Annotated in this window: 14 protein-coding genes; 8 read left to right on the plus strand and 6 right to left on the minus strand. The window is 70.7% G+C overall.

Annotated features, from left to right (window positions below; genetic code table 11):
- Nucleotides 1-82: 82 nt before the first annotated feature.
- Nucleotides 83-1,198 carry a hypothetical protein gene (locus WME79_RS38690; RefSeq protein WP_437525452.1) on the minus strand — a complete coding sequence of 372 codons (1,116 nt, stop codon included), beginning with the start codon at nucleotides 1,196-1,198 and terminating at the stop codon, nucleotides 83-85.
- Nucleotides 1,199-1,963: 765 nt separating this feature from the next.
- Between WME79_RS38690 and WME79_RS38695 the strand changes: the two genes are divergently transcribed.
- A complete protein-coding gene (locus WME79_RS38695) occupies nucleotides 1,964-3,394 on the plus strand; it encodes a hypothetical protein (protein ID WP_437525453.1) in 1,431 nt (476 codons plus the stop codon).
- Between the two features lie 79 nt (nucleotides 3,395-3,473).
- Here the strand turns inward: WME79_RS38695 and WME79_RS38700 are convergent, their stop codons facing one another.
- Together WME79_RS38700 and WME79_RS38705 are read right to left on the minus strand one after the other, a co-directional pair.
- Nucleotides 3,474-5,567: a hypothetical protein gene (locus WME79_RS38700; RefSeq protein ID WP_437525454.1), complete on the minus strand. Its 2,094-nt coding sequence runs from the start codon at nucleotides 5,565-5,567 to the stop codon at nucleotides 3,474-3,476.
- A gap of 317 nt (nucleotides 5,568-5,884) precedes the next feature.
- Nucleotides 5,885-6,802 (minus strand): prephenate dehydratase, encoded by a 918-nt coding sequence (locus tag WME79_RS38705; RefSeq protein WP_437525455.1) that lies wholly within the window; start codon nucleotides 6,800-6,802, stop codon nucleotides 5,885-5,887.
- Nucleotides 6,803-7,414: 612 nt separating this feature from the next.
- Between WME79_RS38705 and WME79_RS38710 the strand changes: the two genes are divergently transcribed.
- Nucleotides 7,415-7,960 (plus strand): RNA polymerase sigma factor, encoded by a 546-nt coding sequence (locus tag WME79_RS38710; protein ID WP_437525456.1) that lies wholly within the window; start codon nucleotides 7,415-7,417, stop codon nucleotides 7,958-7,960.
- 12 nt (nucleotides 7,961-7,972) lie between these two features.
- Here the strand turns inward: WME79_RS38710 and WME79_RS38715 are convergent, their stop codons facing one another.
- On the minus strand, nucleotides 7,973-8,419 hold the full coding sequence (locus tag WME79_RS38715) for a helix-turn-helix domain-containing protein (protein ID WP_437276749.1): 447 nt from the start codon (nucleotides 8,417-8,419) through the stop codon (nucleotides 7,973-7,975).
- Between the two features lie 342 nt (nucleotides 8,420-8,761).
- On the opposite strand from WME79_RS38715, the gene WME79_RS38720 reads away from it, so the two are divergent.
- Entirely contained in the window at nucleotides 8,762-9,352 is a 591-nt protein-coding gene (locus tag WME79_RS38720) for a hypothetical protein (protein ID WP_437525457.1), read from the plus strand.
- 48 nt (nucleotides 9,353-9,400) lie between these two features.
- Here WME79_RS38720 and priA read toward each other — a convergent pair whose 3' ends face one another.
- Nucleotides 9,401-11,827 carry a replication restart helicase PriA gene (priA, locus tag WME79_RS38725; RefSeq protein ID WP_437525458.1) on the minus strand — a complete coding sequence of 809 codons (2,427 nt, stop codon included), beginning with the start codon at nucleotides 11,825-11,827 and terminating at the stop codon, nucleotides 9,401-9,403.
- A gap of 372 nt (nucleotides 11,828-12,199) precedes the next feature.
- The gene (locus tag WME79_RS38730; RefSeq protein WP_437525459.1) at nucleotides 12,200-13,627 is read right to left on the minus strand and encodes a serine/threonine-protein kinase; all 1,428 of its coding nucleotides are present in this window, start codon (nucleotides 13,625-13,627) and stop codon (nucleotides 12,200-12,202) included.
- A 136-nt stretch (nucleotides 13,628-13,763) separates the two neighbouring features.
- Between WME79_RS38730 and WME79_RS38735 the strand changes: the two genes are divergently transcribed.
- The 5 genes from WME79_RS38735 to WME79_RS38755 all read left to right on the plus strand — a co-directional run bounded on the left by WME79_RS38735 (nucleotide 13,764) and on the right by WME79_RS38755 (nucleotide 19,079).
- Nucleotides 13,764-14,762, plus strand: coding sequence for a helical backbone metal receptor (locus WME79_RS38735; protein WP_437525460.1), 999 nt, complete (start codon nucleotides 13,764-13,766; stop codon nucleotides 14,760-14,762).
- A gap of 104 nt (nucleotides 14,763-14,866) precedes the next feature.
- Complete coding sequence (locus WME79_RS38740) at nucleotides 14,867-15,133, plus strand: acyl carrier protein (RefSeq protein ID WP_012239660.1); 267 nt, start codon at nucleotides 14,867-14,869, stop codon at nucleotides 15,131-15,133.
- The gene (locus tag WME79_RS38745; protein ID WP_437525461.1) at nucleotides 15,130-16,935 is read left to right on the plus strand and encodes a fatty acyl-AMP ligase; all 1,806 of its coding nucleotides are present in this window, start codon (nucleotides 15,130-15,132) and stop codon (nucleotides 16,933-16,935) included. The genes WME79_RS38740 and WME79_RS38745 overlap by 4 nt, the downstream gene beginning before the upstream one ends.
- Before the next feature lie 443 nt (nucleotides 16,936-17,378).
- Nucleotides 17,379-18,776, plus strand: a complete 1,398-nt coding sequence (locus WME79_RS38750) for an MFS transporter (RefSeq protein ID WP_437525462.1) — start codon at nucleotides 17,379-17,381, stop codon at nucleotides 18,774-18,776.
- 165 nt (nucleotides 18,777-18,941) lie between these two features.
- Nucleotides 18,942-19,079, plus strand: a complete 138-nt coding sequence (locus WME79_RS38755; RefSeq protein WP_437525463.1) for a hypothetical protein — start codon at nucleotides 18,942-18,944, stop codon at nucleotides 19,077-19,079.
- Nucleotides 19,080-19,311 lie beyond the last annotated feature (232 nt).

Consider the following 19,311-nt stretch of genomic DNA (forward strand, 5'->3'; position numbering starts at 1 on the left):
GCCCGCGCCGCGCACCGAGATAGGACCGCGCGGCCGAGCAGGCCCTTCCGTACTATTCTTTGAGGGAGCGAGCCCGCTCTACCTAGCCCGGATTCACCGCGATCTGCATCTGAGCGATCACGATGTCCCCTTCCATCACGGCCTTGGCACGAAGGCCGCTGTTGCCCGCTTCGTCGGCCTTGATGGCGCCCTGGTAGTATTGCGCCAGGCTGCCGGTGGTACGCGCCTTGTACGGATCGTACTTGGTATGGACGGAGTCGGTGAAGGCGGGATCAAAGTAGAATTGCGTCGTGAAGATGTGGTCTCCACCCTGGTACGTGGTGCGACCCTTCGACATCGATCCCTTCTTGAAGCAGACGAAGTGGATGTGAACGTCGCGGCCGTTGTACCAGCCGGGGAAGATGCTCCGGAACGAGACGACGCCGTTTGCGTCCGTGGTTTGCACGCCGCGACAGAAACGGTCCGTGTTGTTGAGATCGTTCTGACCCGGCCTGCCCGCATAGGGCGAGTCGGGCTTCTGTTCGCTGGCAGCACCCCTGGTCCCGAAGCCGCTGTAGAACCCCTGCCCGTCCGTGTGCCAGATGTAGACGTCCACGTCGGCCAGACCGACGCCTTTGCCATCGCAGCTGGGCGCGCTCAGGTCGATCACGCGCAGGTGGAGATGCATCTCCACGCCGGCCGGCGCGCTCTCATTGTAGCGACCACGGATGTCCTGTCGGACCAGGGAGATGTCGTCGTTCTTTTCGAGCTCGTGAATGAAGAAGGGGCCCTGACCGGCGCCGTCCGTCTTGTTGATCGCCCTGCACGTCGGGACGTCGTCGAACGGCGGCGCCTGGAGGCCGTCACCGCCGCCGCTACCACCAGCACCTCCCGTGCCCGGCTCGGAGCCCCCGTCGCCTGAGCCGCCCGTGCCTGCCGTGGAGCTGGTGCTGCCCGGTCCCGCGCCGCCCGAGCTGGCCGTGGTGGTGGCAGGGTCAGGCCCCCCGCCTCCCGTGCCCGAGGCCGAGCCCGAGCTCGTGGTCCCGTTGCCCCCGGAGCTCGTGGAGCCGCCGGTGCCGGTGCCTCCGGGTTCGTCCGACTCGCCGCCATCTCCGCACGACACGGTGACGGCAATCACGCCCAGCCCCAGGAGCGCCTGCCGCCGGTCAACGACCTTGAACAACGGGCCCTGGGTCTCGGTATCTCGTTCCTTGCTCATAAGCAGCTCTCCTCAGGTGGTCGATGACCTGTCCGTCCGGCGGACAAGGCGCCGAAAAGGCGGCAGCATCTTCCCAAGAACGGCGACAGTAAAGCATGGCGGCGCGGGGCGTGGAAGATGGGACCCGAGCTGATCCCACATTCCCGCCCTCATGTAGTTATCCTCCGCTGTTTCACGCGCATCGGCGCGTCATGTATCGAGGGTGACGGGGGCCTGCGCGCTACCCTGGATCGACGTGCGAAGAAGCTCGATCACCGCTGGGAATCCCATGGTTCAGGCCGGCATCGGTTGCTTGTTGCACGTCCGCTGGCAGGAGGCCCGCAGGCAGCGGCTGTGGAGTCGGACGCGGCCCCTTTGGTGCATGAATGCGTTGTGGATACAGCGCACTTTTCCAGGAGGGATGCAGATCGCGCAAGGGACCTTCTGTCGCCTGAGACACCAGGAAGGCGGACTCTACCGCAAGCGATGCCGGCACCCGACATATACGATGTGCTTGCAGCCTAGACAGAGCTGCGGGAGCGCGGTTTCAATAGGAGTCTTCACGATCCGGGCGTACTGGATGACCGGCTCGCCTTCGTCAACCAGGCGGAGCACGATGCGTTCCTGGGCTCGATCCGCAGAAGCTGCCCTCACGAGATCGCGCACCTCGACCGGCCCCTAGGAGACGGCGCCTGGGTTTCGGGGATGCCCCCCGCCGGCAGGTGCATTGCTACAAGGGGAGGCATGCGGACGACAATCCCTTCCTGCGCAATAGCATGGTTGCTTGTGACGACGCTCGGCGCCTGCGGCCGGGTCAAGGTCGACCGAGATCCGGACGGCGCGGGGGCGTCCAGCGGCACAGGTGCTCCAGGCGGCACGGGCGGCTCCGACGACACGGGCGCTCCAGGCGGCACGGGCAGCTCCGAGCCGTTCCCCGAGATCTGCAGCCCGCCCGCGCGCTTCGCTATCTGCGACACCGACGTGAAGCGCTGCGGCAATGGCGTGCTGGATACGTGCGAAGTCTGCAGGAGCCTCGACGCCAGCCCTGTCCAGTGCAGCGACGTGACCGAGGGGTGCGACGGCACCGTCAGCAGCGAGACATGCGGCTCGCTCGGATATGCGGGGGGAGGCCGCCTCGCGTGCACCGACGTCTGCTCGATCGATGTCCGCGACTGCGACTCATGCCTCGGGGCCCCGAACCAGCTCGCGTGCGCGCGCCCGCGCGTGGACGGGTACAACGTCGGCGACATCGCGCTCGCGAGCGACGGAGAGGGCCTCGCGGCGGCGTGGAGGAGCTTCAACCGTCAGGTCCACTTCGCCCGATTCTCGATGGACCTCGATCTGGAGAGCCAATGGGGCTGCGTGAGCGTCCCCTCGCCGGCGTCGACGGTGGCGCTCGCGCCGAGCCCCGGAGGCTTCATCATGGCGCTCGGCGGCGCGGGCGACAGCCCTGTGCTCCGCCTCTACCGCCTCGATCCGAACGGAAACGAGATCGCGACGCGCACCATCGCCAACGCCATGTACCCGGTGCTCGCGGCGAGGCCTGGCGCGGCGCCGCTGCTCGTCTATACGAGCGGCGAGCACGCGGCCGCGCAGGGGAAGCTCGTCGCCGAGCTGCTCGACGAGGGAGGGAACGTGGCGTGGCAGGCGACCGTCGCCGACGCGGCCTATGGCGACGTGACCGCGGCGGCCTTCGCGGATCCGGGGTTCCTCGTCTCTGCGCGCGTGATCACCGGCGACAGCGCGTCGGCGACCGAGCTCGTGCCGATCGACGCGTCGGGCGCGGTGGGCCCGGCGCGCGAGCTCGCTGGCATCGACGACGTCGCGCTCGCGCCCGCCGGCGCCGACCGGGCGGCCGGCGTGTGGCTCAACGGAGAACGCTTCGAGGTCGGCTGGTTCGACGGACAGGCGGCCCCCGCCGGGACCCCCGTGACGATCGCGACGCGTGACGCCACGAAGGCGGCGCAGGAGCACGCGATCGTGGTGTCGAACGGCCGCGCCGTGGTGGCGCTGGCCGAGGAAAACGATACGCAGCTGAGCCTCTTCCACGTGGACGCCGGCGGCTCGATCGCCGTCCCGCGGTATGCCTTCGCGAGAGAGCCCGTCGGGCTGGCCTGGCTCGCGGCCGCGCCGGCCGGCGAAGGCGCCGCGCTCGTGTGGACGACGTACGCTGAGCCCGAAAGCAGCCGGTTCGTCCTCGGCCGCGCGCGGCGCTGAGACACCTGGATCGAGGGTGTTGGTCGATCCCTCGCGCCGGTCCGCCGGGCGGCGCGACCGAACGGAGAGAGCTAGTCGTTCACCGCACGACCGCAGGCCGCGGTGGCCACACCATCCGCTGCTCGGCCGCGAGCGCGGGGGAACGATGGATGGCGGGCGGCGCCGCGAACGACGCCTCCGGCGTGCCGCCGCCGGCCGTGGCCTTCCTCGGCCACCAGTCCATGCTGAGGTGGATGTGGTGATGGTGATAGGGCCACCCCTCGCCGTACGCCATCCGGTCCGAGAAGCTCGCGAGCTCGTCGTCGGTGATCTTCCGCCGATCCCGCGCCGGAAGAGCGTTCAGCCTGGCCGCGGTCCTCGACAGGAACGGCGCGATGACCTTGTCCACGCCGACGACGCGCGTGCGGGGCGAGCGGAACAGCCTGGCCATGAAGAACGCCTCCCGCTCGAGGTCGACGATGTGCTTCCGCTTCGCCGCCGAAGAGCAATACCCATCCTCGTGCTTCGACCCGTCTCCGCAGATGATCTGCCCATCGTTCGAGCCGTCGGTCTGGAAATAGGCGATGTCGATGTTGCCCCCCTGGTCGTGCGTCGACTCGGGGTGACGCGGGCTGTCGATGTCGTAGCCGGGCGTAACGCCGTTGATCTGGCAGACGTCGATCAGCGAGAGCGGCGTCGTGCCTGGGAACGCGTGCATCGTCTCGGCGAGGGCGTCCCGGACGAGCATGATGAGCTCGCGCCGGGCAAAGCGGTAATTGCTGAACGTCTCCCAGATGTAACCGCCGCCGACCACCGAGTCGTCGGGGTCGGGGAACGGGAACGGCAAGAGCCCGCCGCCGCGCTCGCCGAAGCCGGCGCACTCGTCGAGCGAGAAGCCGGCGTCCACGCAGCTCGGGCCATCGACATACGGAGTCGACGTCACGTCCAGGCCATAGACGTTCTGCGCGCCGTCGTAGCCGACGACCCGGACGAAGTACTCGGCACCACCCCGCTCGGAGTAGAACCCGTAGAACTCGGTGTCCGTCTCCTGATCGCGGTACGAGTACGGGTACTGCGATCCATCGCGCGAGCCGAGCAGGCGGCCCACGCCGTCATAGACCACCAGATCGATGTCCCCGGCGTCCTGACGGAACCGGATGCCCACGCGGACGATGGTCCGCTCCGGCACCACGATCTTGAACCAGTCCTCGTCCCCCTCGCAGAGGGTGAGCTCGTTCGTGACGCCCATGGGCGCGATCACCGCTCCTCCCAGGTCGTCGTTGGGCTCGAGGGCGTCGCCCTCGCCGCCGCAGGCGGAGGGGCCCTTGCGGCACTCGCCGCCATCGCAGGAGCTGCCCTCCGGACACCAGCCGGACGGGACGTCGGGTGAGCACGCGACATCGTCCGATACGCAGAGCTCCCCGAGGCAGGTCGTGCCCTCCGGGCAGGTCGACGCGGCGTCGCAGCCGGCGTAGCAGGCCGACCTGCCCTCGCCGTCGACGGTGTGACAGACGTAGCCAGGCCGGCAGTCGAGATCGCTGCCGCAGGTGTTCATGCACACGGGCGAGCCGCCCTCCGCCGCGGGGAAGCAGCCCGCGCCCGGCCCGCACTGGTCATCGCTCTCGCAGTCGAAGGCGAGGCAGTACCCCTCCACCCAGCCGTTCGGCGCCGAGCGGTCCTCGTCACGATAACAGGTCGCGCCGCGCAGCGAGCACGCCTCGTCGGCGTCGCAGGCCGCGCCGATCTCCCCGGCGCCGACCGTGTCCGCCGCGCACGCCGCGCCGCAGGCCGCGTTGCACCCGTCGCCGCGCCGAGGAGAGCACAGGCCATGACGGTTCTGCACGCCATCGCAGGTCTCTGGATCATAGAGGGGATAACACACCCCCGAGTCGGTCAGGATGTCCGTGTTGAAGCAGCGAGCGCCCGGCGCGCAGCCCTGCTCGCTGTTCGGCGCCGTACACAGCCCCTCCGCGCGCTGCATGCAGATGCCGAGCATGCAGACGGCCGCCTCGCCGTCGCAGTCCGCATCGCAGCCGCAGCTCGCGCCGACGGGGACGCGCTTCTGGCTCGCCCCGCCGCTCTGCATCTCGCTGTCGACCGTCAACTCCGATTCCCATGGGTCCACATCACACGCTTCCAGAGAACCCATGAGCGCCGGCACCACCACGAAGAGCCATCGCCAATGTAGATCCATGACACCCTGCCTATTGAGGAGTGCGAGACCGCACCTGTCGAGCGTTCTAGTCACAGGCGAGGGGTAACTGGTTATTGAAAAGAGCGCATGAGTCACGCGGGATACCCCGCGCGAAGATATTCCCAGCTTCGCAGCGGTGTTGTTGTCCCCGCGCGTGGGGGCGCCTACGCAACGAGCGGCCGGCGCGCGTCCACCGCGGTGGACTCGCGGTCATCGGACGTCCCGGCCGCGCCGCGCGGCCCGTACGTCCGATGACCGCGCGGATCGGCGGCGATCATCATCGGGTCGACGCGGGGCGCCTACTCGTACTTCTGCGCCTACTCGTACTTCTGGCTGACGCGGAACGAGCCGAGCGAGCGTACGCCCGTCGCGTGCTGCTCGAGCAGCGCGAGGGCTTCCTTGAACGCAGGCTCCTCCGTGCTGCCCTCGCACTCGACGAGGAAGAGGTACTCTTCAGGGCTGTCCGGCAGCGCGCGAGAGACGATGCGCGTGAGGTTGATGTGGTGTCTCCCGAGCGCGGAGAGCGCCGCGACCAGGGCGCCCGGGCGGTGGTCCAGCCCGAACAGGAGCAGCGTCCGCCCCCCCGAGGCCGGCGGCTCCGCGGCCTTTCCGACGATGAAGAAGCGCGTGATGTTCTCGCCCTTCGCGCCGAGCTTCGGCACGAGGATCTCCAGCTTGTAGATGGCCGCCGCGCCCTTGTTGCCGATCGCGCAGGCCTCGCCGTCCTGCGCCGCGCGCTCGACCGCCTCGGCGGTGCTCTCGGCCTCGAGGATCTGCGCGTCAGGGTAGGTCTCGCGCAGCCAGTCGCCGCAGTGCTTGAGCGGAACGAAGTGCGAATAGATGCGCTTCGGCGCCACGCCCGCCCTGCCGAGGAGCGACAGCGTGACGTGCAGCGAGAGCTCCTCGCACACGACGAGCGCGGCGCCCGTGCCCTCGCGGCGGATCAGCTGATCGACGGTGTCGTAGATCGGGCCGCCCACCGCGTTCTCGATCGGCACGACGCCGTAGGTCGCCGCGCCGCCGGCCACGGCGTCGAACACCTCCGAGATGGTGCGCCGGGGCGTGAGGTCCGCGCTCGCGCCGAAGCGCCGGGACGCGACCTCGTGGCTGAACGTCCCGGGCCGCCCGAAGTAGGCGACCCGCTGGCGCGGCGCCGGGGCCTCTGCCGCATCGCCCGCCGCGGGCGCCGCGTCGTCGCCGCGCGCCGTCCCTGGCTTCCGCGCGTCAGCCGACATGAGCGATGGGCGCCTCGCCAGAGCCCGCGCAGACGGTCGCGACACGCCCCCCGCAGGGCGCGCCGCTCCGCCGTGGGGCCGGCATCCTTCGATGGAAGCTGTGCATCGAGCGCCGCCTGTCTACCGGCGCGATGCAGCGGAGTCCAGCGAGGAAAGCGGCGGCGTCCGCCCGCGCAAGGAGGCGCCCGCCCCCGCGGTGCACCAGGCCGCCGCCGAGCCCGCCCGCGCGGTGATCGCGCCGCAGCAGCCGGGCGGGCGCACCATCGTTGCCGACGATGCCGCAGGGTACCTAGAAGCAGGTTCGGACGAGGAACGATCGTTACACCTCGAGAACCATCGTCGAGCGGCGCTTTCCCGAGCGATTCGGCCTGCATGCGCGCAGTCGCGCACGCGGAGGGCGGCGCAGGAGACGACTACATATGCATACATCTGACCACTTTTTCGATCAAATTTCGCCTGTGATCGCCCCGACCAGTTTTTGCAAGTTCCGTTTCTTGTGATAACGATCGTTACGCGATGTCGGGAACGGGGCGTGGAGGCCACGGTTCAGGGCCGCCAAACGACAGAGAAGGGGCCTATTGGCGGATCTTCAACAAGAAAACGATCGTGCTCGTGCGCCGATGGCTTCGCCTCCTGGGGGTTCCGCGCCGGGATCGCTGGGACATCGCCCAGAACGTGATGCTCGCGGCGCATGAGAGCTTCGGGAACTACGATCCGGATCTCGGGCCGTCCGACCGCTGGCTGAACAAGATCGCGGTCCACGCCGCATCCCACTACGGGCTGCGCGAGCGGCGCCGGAGGGAGGATCCGTTGCCCGACGACTTCGACGCAGAGCTCGACGAGCCCTCGGCCGAGGAGCAGATCATCTCGGAGTGCGATCGCCTCTTCGTGCTCGCGGTCCTGCGCGAGCTCGACGCCGAGTTCGGCGCGATCCTCATGGCCCACGACATCGAGGGCGTCCCCATGGCGGACTTCGCGAGCCGGGCCGGAATCCCCCTCTCGACGGCGTACAAGCGGCGGAGCCGAGCGCTGGCCGCGTTTCAGCAGCTGGCCACGCGGCGCCTCGCGTCGATGCCCGGAGCAGAGCCGCGGGGCGGTGGCCGGCCGGAATCCGGCGCTGGGTCACCTCGCGTCGCGGGCTGGTCCGCGGGGACGTGAGGGCTCAGGGGTTCATCGCCCGCGCCGGTTCGATGACGAGGGGGCGGAGCCGCGCGACCCTCGCTCCTCCGACCGAGGCCGCGAGCGGAGCCGCGCGCGCTCCGGATCCTCGTTGATGAGCGCGAGGATGGCCTGCTTCTTCGGCGAGTCGTCGGGCTCGATCAAGAGGAAGAGGAGCGCCTCCTGGAGAGCCTCGGGCGCGCGATCGAAGCGATCGGCGACGACCGCGGAGACCGGGCTCCTCCCGTCGCCGGGCAGGAGGAGCCGAGCATCGCAGTTGAGCCCCTGTGCGATGAGCGCCAGCGCGCCGAGCCCGAGATCGCGTTCGCCGCGCTCGACCTGCCGCAGGTAGGTCGCCGAGAGGCGCGCTTTCTCGGCGAACTCGGCGTAAGTGAGCCCGTGCAGCTGCCGGAGCACGCGAATGGCTCGACCGACCTCCTTGGGAAGCGCATCGCTCATGGCCGGCGCAGCCTATCAACTCCCGCCGCGGCCGGAAAAGGACGATCGCACGTTTCTCCCTGCATTCGCGCGTGGACGCGCGTCGATGTCGTTTACTTACTATAACTGATTCAGCTCCTCCAAGAGCGCCCGGGAGTGCGAGTTCTCGCGCTTCTCGATCGCTATGCCGGCGAGGAGGGGCGCTTGGCCGCCGCTCGGGTCGAGGCGCGGTCAGCGATGGTTGCGTCGGTTGCGTCGGTTGCAGCCGCGGGGCGCTTCTGTCATTCCTGGCGCGTTCACTGGCAGGATGTGCGCTGTATCGAGCGCGTGTCTCGGCCCCTTCGGGGGACGGCAAGGGGTTCGATGATCCGTCTGGAGCTTTCAGGAGAGCACACCCGGCTGCACTCGACGCTGTGCGCCCAGTGCCCGCAGGGCCCCGCGGGGTGCTGCGTCAGCCCGCCCGAGCTCGACTGGACGGACATCGGGCGCATCGTCGCCCTCGACGGCCGTGGCTGGCTGCTCGAGCAGATCGCCGCAGGCAACCTGCTCCCCGTGAGCCGCGGACTCGAGCTCCGGCGCGTGCGCAAGCGCGAGGAGCGCACGGCCCCCCGGCAATCGAAGTGCGTCTATCACGGCGCGCGCGGCTGCACCGTCGCCGCCGAGCGGCGGGCCGCGACATGCAATTACTTCCTCTGCGAGGACGCCTTCGCCGAGCGCACGGACGGCCAGGCGGATCCTGCGTCCGCCGAGAGCCGCCGGGCGCACGCGCTCCTCCGGGACGTCTACGGCCGCTGGGACCGTGAGCTCGCCGAGGCGATCGCCTCCCGCCCGGAAGGGCCGACGTGGGACGCGGCGTTCCTCGACTGGCTGGGCGTGGAGTTCGAGCGGCTCTCGCGCGCGTCGCGCGACGAGCTCGGCGAGCTCACCGCGCCTGGCCTCCCCGCGCATGGATAAGAGCGCCGCGGGCGCAGCGAGCGCGCCCGTCTCCAGGCGGATCGCCGGTCACAGCATGGCGACCGGATCCACGTCGATGATCACGCGGGCGTTCCGATCAAGGCCATCCCGTATCAGCCCGGACAGCGCCGCGAGCGCCCCACGGAGCGGACCGCGATCGCGCGCCCGGAGGAGCACCCGGAACCGGTAGCGCCCGCGCAGGCGCGCGATCGGCGCCGCCGACGGGCCGAGCACCTCGACGCGCCGGGCGACCCCTTCGGGGCAGGTGCGGGCGTGGGCCGCGAGCTTCGCCGCAGCGCCGCGCCCCACGCCTTCGTCGACCGCGTCGATCCGGAGCAGCGCGAGGCGCGTGGCGGGCGGATAACCCACCTCCTCGCGGTCGCGGATCTCCCGCTCGAGAAAGCCAGGCACGTCGTGCGCCGCGGCGAACGCGATGGCCGGGTGCTCGGGGTTGCGCGTCTGGATGAGCACCCGGCCGGGGCGGTCGCGCCGCCCCGCGCGCCCGGCCACCTGCACGAGCAGCTGGAAGCCGCGCTCGGACGCGCGGAAGTCGGGCAGCCCGAGCGCGGCGTCGGCGTTCACCACGCCGACCAGGGTCACGTTGGGCAGGTCATGGCCCTTCGTGACCATCTGCGTGCCGACGAGGATGTCGATCTTGCCCTCGCGCATCTTCGCCAGGATCGCCTGCGAGCGATCCTTGCCGGCGACGTCGCGATCGAGGCGCGCCACGCGCGCCTCCGGGAACGAGCCGGCGATCGTGGCCTCGAGCCGCTCGGTGCCGAGCCCCTCGAGCAGCAGGTTCCGCGCGCCGCACGAGCTGCAGCGGTCCGGCAGCGGCCCCGCGTAGTCGCAGTAGTGGCAGCGCAGCCGCCCCCCCTCCGGCCGCTCGTCGAGCGGCGCATCCGGCGCGAGCGCGCCGCCCGGCGAAGGCGGGCGCGCGTCGCGGCGCCGCCCGCGGTGGTACGTCAGCGCGACCGAGCAGGCGTCGCACGTGGTCAGCGTCCCGCACGAGCCACAGACGACGCTCGGCGCGAAGCCGCGGCGGTTCAGGAAGAGGATCGCCTGCTCCTTCGCCGCGAGCGTCTTCTCGAGCGCGCGGTGCAGCGGCAAGGAGATCAGCGGATCGCCCGAGGGGCCAGCGCCGAAGCGGCGGAGATCGACGAGGGAGACCTCGGGGAGGCTGGCCTCGCGGTGCGCGCGGTCCGGCAGGCGCAGCTCGGCGAGCTTGCCGCGGCGCACGAGCGCGACGGACTCGATGGAAGGGGTCGCGGAGCCGAGCACGCACACCGCCCCCGCGCGGTGGGCGCGGAGCAGCGCCATGTCGCGCGCGTGGTAACGCACGCCCTCCTCCTGCTTGAACGAGCCGTCGTGCTCCTCATCGACGAGGATGAGGCCGAGGTCCGGCACCGGCGCGAACAGCGCGGAGCGCGCCCCGATGGCGACGCGCACCTTGCCGACGTGGAGGCTCGCCCACATCGCGTGGCGATCGGCGTCGCTCAGCCCGCTGTGCAGCACGGCGAGCTCGTCGCCGAAGCGGGCGCGGAAGCGCGCGACGAGCTGCGGGGTGAGGGCGATCTCCGGCACCATGACGAGCGCGCCGCGGCCCCGGTCGAGGCAGCTCTTGATGGCGCGCAGGTACACCTCGGTCTTGCCGGAGCCGGTCACGCCGAAGAGCAGGAACGCGCTCGGCCGCGGTTCCTGACCGGCTGGCCGCGGCTCCTGCCCGGCGATCGCGGGGTGCTCCCCTCCCCCGGACGGCGCGGGCAGCGCCGCGAGCGCCGCGTCGATGCGCGCCGCGGCCTCGGCCTGCGCCGCGTTGAGCTCGGGGGGCACGTCGCGCTCCTCGGCGCGGCGGAAGAACGGGTCGCGCGGCGGCTCGCGCTCGTCCAGGGTGACGAGGTTGCGCTCGGCGAGCTTCTTCAGGGCGCTGCGCGCGTTGCCGAAGCGCTCCTCGATCCGCGCGACCGGCTGCTCGCCGTTCGCCCGGAGCAGCGCGAGCACCGCCGCGGCCTGCCCGCGGAGCGTGCCGGGCTCCTCGACCACGTCGGTCGCGCTCGCGTACGCGACCTTGCGACCGCCGACCTGCTTGGCGCGGCCGAGGTCGAGGACGCCGCCGAGCTCCCCCTGGGCCTTGAGCGCGCGCACCTGCTCGCGCTCGATCGCCGGCAGCGCGAGGCGGAGCACCTCGCCGATCGGCGCGAAGTAATAGGCGGCGAGCTCCTGCAGGAAGGCGAGCAGCTCCGCTGGCAGCGCCGGGCGCGCGTCGACGAGCGCCGCGAGCGGCTTGATCTTGGACGGATCGATGGCCGCGCTGCGCTCGCTGACGGCGAGCACGACGCCGAGCAGCTTGCGCCGATGGAACTCGCAGAGGACACGCGCCCCCGGCCGCACCTCAGCGGCGAGCGCAGCGGGGACCTCGTAGGTGAAGGCCTGCGAGAGCGGGACGGGCACCGCGACGTCGGCGAGGAGGGGCATCGCTCCGGGAGAGGGCCGCGCGCGGCGCGGCACGGGCGAGATACCAGAGAACGCCGCCCAGGACGAGGAAGGCGGGGCGTGCGCGGGCGCCCGCGCCGGGCTCGGAAAGGAAAGACTCCAAAAAAAAAGCGCCGCCGGGGCCTCGGGGGGGGGAAGGCCGCGCCGGCAGCGCTGGCCGGACATAGAGCACCGTCCATGCCATCCGCGGAGTTCGCGATTCGAACGTATTTCGTTCCAGATGAGGCAGTCGCCGGTTGCGAATCTGAAATTTCGGTATCGCACCATTGCAGATGCGAATTGCGCCGGCCGGGAGTCGCGCCGCGCCGACCCGCGCTGCTCGGGAGTCGGGGTGGCTCCCTCACGTCGCGAGCGCTAGCGCGCCGCGAGATACCAGCCGACTGCAACGCACAGTGCGACGAGGGCGAGCAGCACGAGCAGGGGAACGAGCGCACGCCGCGATCGAGCGAACAGGGGCTGCGCGTCCGCCCAGGGCAACATCGGCTCAGCTGCAGCCTGCGATGCAGACAAGGCGCGCTGCGCGCCGGCGGTCATCGCCGTCGGCGCTGCCGCCGCCATCGCCACCGGCGCATCCGTCGCGCGCGGCGCGACGGCCTCCAGCGCGTTCGGCGCGACGGCCCCCGTCGCGCCCGGCGCGATGGCCGCGGTCGCGATCGGCTCGATCACCACAGGCGGACCGAGCTCCAGCGCGCGCACCGCGCGCTCGCGCGCCCGGCGGGGCGCGACCAGCTCCGTGCCAAAGTTGTCCCGCAGCCACGCCCCGAAGCGCAGCGGGCTGGCCGTCAGCTCGGCCGCCGCCGCATAGGCGACAATGTCCTGGAACATCGCTGCCGCGCTGGGGTAGCGCTCGTCGGGCGCGACCGCGAGCGCCCGCGCCACGATCGCGTGGAGCGCCGCCTCGTCGGGGAGCCCGCGCTCCACGAGCGGCGGGATCGACGCGCGCCTCGCGAGCTCGAGCAGATCGCCCCGCGCCGCTTCCTTGGAGAGCGCAGCGCCGGGGCTCACGCTGTACATGCGCCGGCCGGCGAGCAGCTCCCAGAGCAGGATGCCCGCCGCGAAGACGTCGGAGCGCGCGTCGAGCGCGTCGCCCCGGGCCTGCTCGGGGCTCATGTAGCCGGCCTTGCCCTGCAGCGCCTCGTCCATGGTTCCGCAGCGCTCGTGCGCGCGGGCGATGCCGAAGTCGCAGAGCTTGATCTCGCCATCGAAGCTCAGGAGCACGTTCGACGGCGAGACGTCGCGGTGCACGACGCCCTTCCGGTGGGCGTACGCGAGCGCCTGGAGCGCCTCGGCGATGATCAGCAGCGAGAACGCGACAGGGAACTTCACCTTCTGGCGCGCGCAGCGGCGGAGCAGCTCGCGCAGGTCGAGGCCCTCGACGTACTCCATCGCGATGAAGAGCGAGCCGTCCTCGCGGCAGAGGTCCTCGACCTGCACGATGGACGCGTGGCGCAGCCCCGCCGCGAGCCTGGCCTCGCTCGCGAGCATCTCGACGAAGCGCGGGTCGTGCGCGAACTTCGGGGCGACCTCCTTGATGGCGACGAGGCGCGCGGCGCCGAGGTCCGTGCGCACCCGGGCCAGGTAGAGATCGGCCATCCCTCCCTGGCCGATGTGATCGAACAGCGTGTAGCGGCCGATCTGGCACGGCAGCAGCCGCCCTCCGCGGGGCGCCGCCCGGCGGCGGGGTGTCTCCTCGCGCGCGGCGCCGAGGGGGAGAGCGGGCAGGCCGGAAGGCGGGTACGGGAGCGTGCCTCCGCGACGCACATCGAGGCGATCGATCTGCACGAGCCGTCGTCGCAGACTTCGCCCGGGTGGGCCAACTAAGTGGACGCCGCGCTGTTCAGGCCCTGCGCCGCGCAGCGGAGGCGCGGCGCAGCGCAGTTCACGTGCAGCGCGCGCGGCGGCGGGCTACATCGGGCGCATGGCGTTCAGCGCAGGCTGGGGACCGGCCTTTGCCGGGTCGTTCATCCGCATCATCGACGACCGGGGGCGCAAGCACGAGTGGCGCTCCCCTCCACGGCGCATCGTCTCGCTCGTCCCGAGCGACACCTACTCGCTCCTCCGGCTCGGCGCCCGGGATCTGCTCGTCGGCCGCACCCGCTACTGCGTCGCGCCCGCGGAGGACGTCGAGGGCATCGAGCTCGTCGGCGGCACGAAGGACGCCGACGTCGACCGCATCGCCGCGCTCGACCCCGACGTCGTCGTCGCGAACCAGGAGGAGAACAGCAAGCGCGACATCGAGCGCCTCGACGCCGCGGGGCTCCGGGTGCTCGTCTCGTTCCCGAAGCGGGTCGCCGACGGCGTGGCGCACCTCGCCCGGCTGGCGCGCCTGCTCGGGCACGCCGCGGCGAAGCCCGGCGCGCCCGCGCCCTCGGCGTACGTGGAGCACGGCGCCCCGGGCCAGCCGCCGCCGGCCGCAGCGCGCGAGCAGGTCGCGGCCGCCTACCGCGCCCACGCCGCGGCCGAGGCGCAGCGCCGCGAGCGCCCGCCGATCCGCGCCTTCGTCCCGATCTGGATGGACCCGCTGATGACCGTCCACGGCGACACGTTCATCTCCGACGTGCTCGATCTCGTGGGCGCGCAGAACGTCTTCGAGGATCGGGCCCGGCGCTACCCGCTCGCGGCCGACCTGGGCAAGGCGCCGCCGCTGCCCCCCGAGCGCGTCCAGGGCCGCGACCTCCGCTACCCCCGCGTGACCCTCGACGAGGTGATCGCCCGCGCCCCGGAGCTCGTCCTGCTGCCCGATGAGCCGCACGCCTTCACCGACGCCGACGCGGCAATATTTCGCTCCCTCGACATCCCCGCTGCCCGCCGTGGCCACGTGATCAGGTGCGACGGCAAGGACCTCATGTGGTACGGCGCGCGGGCGCTCGAGGGGCTCAATCGGCTGCGCGAGATCGTCGACGCCGCCCGTCCCTGATGCACGCGCGATCGTCGGGTCAGGGGGTGCGACGCCGAATTCCCGCGGCCTTGCGGCCGAGCAAGCCCCTCCTCGCCACGCCGCAGTTGGGGTAGGAACGTAGGATGACGTGGACACGGGAGACGTTGCGGGCAGAGATCATCCAGCTCCTGGAAGGACACACGGCCGGCGAGGTAAAGATCGAGGAGTCGAGCCACCTCGTCGCCGACCTCAGCCTCGACTCGCTGGGAGTGATGGAGATCGTCGCGGATATGGAGGATAAGTTCGACCTCTCGATCCCCGACGACATGTTGCGCGAGGTCGACACGGTCGCCGACGTCGTCAAGGCCATCGAGCTCCGGCTCAAGAACGAAGGAAGGCTCTCGGGATGACGGCTGTTTGGAAACCGCGGACGGTCGCGCAGGCGATCGAGGACGCAGCGGCGAGCACGAAGACGGGCTATCGCTTCATCGAGGAGTCGAGCGAGAACGAGCCGTTCTTCACGCATGGGGGCATCGAGCGGGCCAGCGCGCGCTTCGGCGGCGCGCTCCAGGCGCTCGGGCTCCACAAGGGCGATCGCGTCGCGTTGATCCTGCCGGACAACGCCGATTTCATCTTCGCCTTCCTGGGCGCGATCCGCGCGGGCGTCATCCCGGTGCCCATCTACCCGCCGACCGGCCTCGGCAAGCTGACCGGCTACCTCGAGAACACGCTGCACATCGTCGCGAAGAGCGGCGCCAAGGTGCTGCTCACCAGCGGCGAGATCAAGCGGATGCTCGGCACGATCCAGGCGCAGGCGCCGGAGCTCGAGCAGATCGTGGCGGTGGAGGGCCTCCGGGGCGCCCGCGAGGAGCTCAAGCCGGTCAAGGTCGAGCTCGACGACGTGTGCTTCCTCCAGTTCACGAGCGGCTCGACGTCGCGGCCGAAGGGCGTGGTGCTCACGCACGCGAACCTGGCGGCCAACGTGCGGGCGATCGTGGATCTCGGCCTGGCGGTGCGCGAGTCGGTCGATACGGGCGTGTCGTGGTTGCCGCTCTACCACGACATGGGGCTCATCGGCTTCGTGATCGCCCCGCTCTACTACGTCAACACGATCACGTTCCTGCCGCCGCTCCTGTTCCTGAAGCGCCCGGTGCGCTGGCTGGAGACGATCACGCGCCACCGGGGCAACGTGTCGTTCGGCCCGAACTTCGCCTATGCGCTCTGCGTGAAGCGGATCCGAGAGCAGGAGATGGCGGGGCTGGATCTCTCGACGTGGCGGGTCGCCGGGTGCGGCGCCGAGCCGATCCGGGCCGACAACCTGCGCGCGTTCGCCGAGAAGTTCGCGCCGGTCGGCTTCGACGAGAAGGCGTTCGTCTGCTCGTACGGGATGGCCGAGAGCACGCTGGCGGTGTCGTTCAGCGCGCTCGGGGCCGGGCTGCAGACCGACGCGGTGGACGGCGAGACGCTCTGGAAGGAGGGCAAGGCGACGCCCGTCCCGGCCGAGGGCGAGGGCGCGTCGTCGCTCGTGCAGTGCGGGTCGGCGTTCGAGGGGCACGAGATCGCGGCCTTCGCGTCGGACGACGCGGAGAGCGCCCGCCCGCTCGGCGATCGCGAGGTCGGGGAGCTCCGGCTGCGGGGCCCGAGCGTGATGCCCGGCTATTTCAACGATCCGGATCTCACGAAGGAAGCGTTCGCGGGCGGCTGGCTGCGGACCGGCGATCTCGGGTACCTCGCGGAGGGCAAGGTCTATATCTGCGGGCGCTCGAAGGAGGTCATCATCGTCAACGGGCGCAACTACTACCCGCAGGATCTCGAGTGGGAGGCGAGCCGCGTCTCCGGGGTCCGGAAGGGCAACGTGATCGCGTTCGGGACGATGAAGCCGCACAACGACCGCGAGCGCGTGGTCATCGTCTTCGAGACGCCGGCGTCGGACGAGCAGGAGAAGCAGGCGCTGAAGGGCGAGGTGCGGCGCGTCGTCCAGCAGGCCATGGGGCTCACCGTCGATGACGTGGTGGCGGTGGGGGCGGGCATTCTGCCGAAGACCTCGAGCGGGAAGCTCCAGCGGAGCAAGACGCGGGAGCTCTACGAGAACGGGGAGCTGCTGATCCGCAGCTCGTCGCGCGAAGGGGACCGGCTGGACGCGGCGAAGGAGTTCGCGAAGAGCCAGATCAACTTCTTCCGCCACGCGATCTTCCGCGGGCGGGGGGGGTGATCCTGGAGGGGGCTCGGAAGGGGCCCCCTGGAGACTGCAGGGGCTGCCGGAGGGGGCAGGGAGCGCGTGCGGCGCGCGTGGGGCCCCGCCGAACTCGCATGGCCGGTGAACCGCCCTTGATCGGGCGATTCACCGGCTGGGTATGCTCGGACAACGGCCCGTCCCCACGCGCGCCGCACGCGCTCCCTGCCCCCTCCGGCAGCTCTCCAGGACAGCGAACGATGTCTCTTCCGGCAGCTGACCAAGGCTCCCGCTGGTGGCTCGCAGGAAAGCGGACCGACGCCACGGCAGCTGACCGCGGCTCCCGCGGGTAGCTCTCAGGACAGCAACACGTCACTGCACGCGCTGCGACCTCACGGACGGAGTTCGGGCGAGCGGGCGAACGGGGGAAGCGCGAAGGCATGGCCGCTCGTGCAGAGGGCCATTATCGTCGAAGGGCGTCGATGCCTGCGTGGCTCAATCAGCTGCTGCCGATCCTGCTCCTGCTCGCGGCCATCGCGGTCGTCATGCGGCGGCTGCCGAAGATCGATCTCGGGCACTCGGAGGAGTTCCGGCGCCGGCGGTTCTTCAACTGGTTTCCGCTCGGGCTCACGTACGCCTTCCTCTACATGGGGCGGTACAACCTCTCCGCCAACGCACCGGAGCTCGACGCGCTGCACCTCGTCAGCAAGCAGGAGTTCGGGAACATCGACGGGTGGGGCTCGGCCGTTTATGGGGTCGCCTTCCTGCTGAACGGGCCGCTCACCGACCGGTGGGGCGGGCGCACCACCATCCTGCTCGCCGCGGGCGGATCCGCCCTCATGAACGTCCTGATGGGCGTGGCCGTCCGCCTCGCTCAGGAAGGGCAGCTCGACCACAGCACCGCCATCACCGCGATGACGGTGCTCTTCTCCGCCAACATGTACTTCCAGAGCTTCGGCGCCGTATCCATCGTCAAGGTGAACGCGCCCTGGTTCCACGTCCGCGAGCGCGGGATGCTCGGCGGCGTCTTTGGTATCCTGATCTCGCTCGGGCTCTACTTCGCCTACGACTGGAGTCGATTCATCGCCAAACACCTGCCGATGCCGTGGGTGTTCCATGTCCCCGCCCTGCTGCTGCTCGGGTTCCTGGCGCTCGACGTCTTCCTCATCCGCGATACGCCGGGCCAGGCGGGATTCCAGGACTTCGACACGGCCGACGCCTCCTCGGGCGACACCGGTGAGCGCCTGGGGGCAATCGCGGTCGCGCGGCGCATGTTCTCGCAGCGGGTCATCTGGATCATCGTCGCTATCGAGTTCTGCAGCGGATTTCTCCGCAACGCCGTCATGAAATGGTATCTTGTCTTCGCCGACAAGACTGGACTCAAGGGCTTCGTTTCGGCGCACTGGGGCGTGCTCCTCTGCATCGCCGGCATCCTCGGCGGCGTGTTCGCCGGCTTCATCTCCGATCATGTCTTCGAGTCGCGCCGCGGCCCGGTGGCCTCGGTGCTGTATACAGGCCTCGTGCTCGGCACGGTCATCGTCCTCTTCACGCTGAGCCTCCCCATCGCCGGGTGGACCGTCGTGTTCATGTCCCTCTGCGTGATCGGCGTCCACGGCATGCTGTCCGGGACCGCGAGCATGGACTTTGGCGGAAGGAAGAACGCCGGCGTCGCGACTGGCATCATCGACGGCTTCGTCTACCTGGGCACGGCGACGCAGTCGTTTCTCTACGGGAGCATCCTGCCCTCGGGCGACGCGGCGAAGGACCCGGGGAACTGGATGCCATGGCCGATGGCCATGCTCCCGGTCGCCCTCGTCGGCTTCGCGCTGGCGACGCGGGTGTGGAACGCGCGGCCCGAGCGGCGCGCGGCGGCTCACTGACGCGGTGCGAGAGGCGATCTCCGGCTGCCGTGCGCCGCAGTCACGAGGTCCTGTGTTCTGCCTCTCCCAGAACTAGACGGCCGGAGGAACGAGGACGGCCCAGGCTGCGTCTGCGCCCCGACCACCGCCGTACCCTGCTACGCGGGCCCCACGGGCACCGCCGGCGTGGCGACCTGCAACGGGGACGTCCAGGTCTGCAAAGATGTGGGGACTGCGTACACCGAGTGCCTCGGCCAGGTGATGCCCGGGCCCGAGTTCTGCTACGAGAAGGACAACAACTGCGACGGCGCCGTCGACAAGTAGATCCCGCCGTCACCTCCGGCATCGGCGTCTGTCAGACGAACGTCAGCTGGTGCCGGAACGGGCGGCGCCCGCCTGCATGCCGGGCCCGTCGGAGTCGTGGAACGGCGTCGACGACAACTGCAACGGCGTCACCGACGAGGGCAGCGCATGCACGAACTGCTCGGCGGCTCGTCAGCCCAGTGGGCCGCCGAGCCGAACATTCCGCTCGAGCTTGGTCGCCGTCAGTCCGGGG

It is taken from the genome of Sorangium sp. So ce726 (genome assembly GCF_051521405.1).
In the GTDB taxonomy this organism is placed as follows: domain Bacteria; phylum Myxococcota_A; class Polyangia; order Polyangiales; family Polyangiaceae; genus Sorangium.

What these genes read in the sequence shown, in the direction of transcription:
- WME79_RS38720 (WP_437525457.1), top strand. Translation starts at nt 8,762, where the DNA reads ATGATCCGTCTGGAGCTTTCAGGAGAGCACACCCGGCTGCACTCGACG.
- priA (WP_437525458.1), bottom strand. Translation starts at nt 11,827, where the DNA reads ATGCCCCTCCTCGCCGACGTCGCGGTGCCCGTCCCGCTCTCGCAGGCC.
- WME79_RS38690 (WP_437525452.1), bottom strand. Translation starts at nt 1,198, where the DNA reads ATGAGCAAGGAACGAGATACCGAGACCCAGGGCCCGTTGTTCAAGGTC.
- WME79_RS38705 (WP_437525455.1), bottom strand. Translation starts at nt 6,802, where the DNA reads ATGTCGGCTGACGCGCGGAAGCCAGGGACGGCGCGCGGCGACGACGCG.
- WME79_RS38735 (WP_437525460.1), top strand. Translation starts at nt 13,764, where the DNA reads ATGGCGTTCAGCGCAGGCTGGGGACCGGCCTTTGCCGGGTCGTTCATC.
- WME79_RS38700 (WP_437525454.1), bottom strand. Translation starts at nt 5,567, where the DNA reads ATGGATCTACATTGGCGATGGCTCTTCGTGGTGGTGCCGGCGCTCATG.
- WME79_RS38745 (WP_437525461.1), top strand. Translation starts at nt 15,130, where the DNA reads ATGACGGCTGTTTGGAAACCGCGGACGGTCGCGCAGGCGATCGAGGAC.
- WME79_RS38750 (WP_437525462.1), top strand. Translation starts at nt 17,379, where the DNA reads ATGCCTGCGTGGCTCAATCAGCTGCTGCCGATCCTGCTCCTGCTCGCG.
- WME79_RS38715 (WP_437276749.1), bottom strand. Translation starts at nt 8,419, where the DNA reads ATGAGCGATGCGCTTCCCAAGGAGGTCGGTCGAGCCATTCGCGTGCTC.
- WME79_RS38740 (WP_012239660.1), top strand. Translation starts at nt 14,867, where the DNA reads ATGACGTGGACACGGGAGACGTTGCGGGCAGAGATCATCCAGCTCCTG.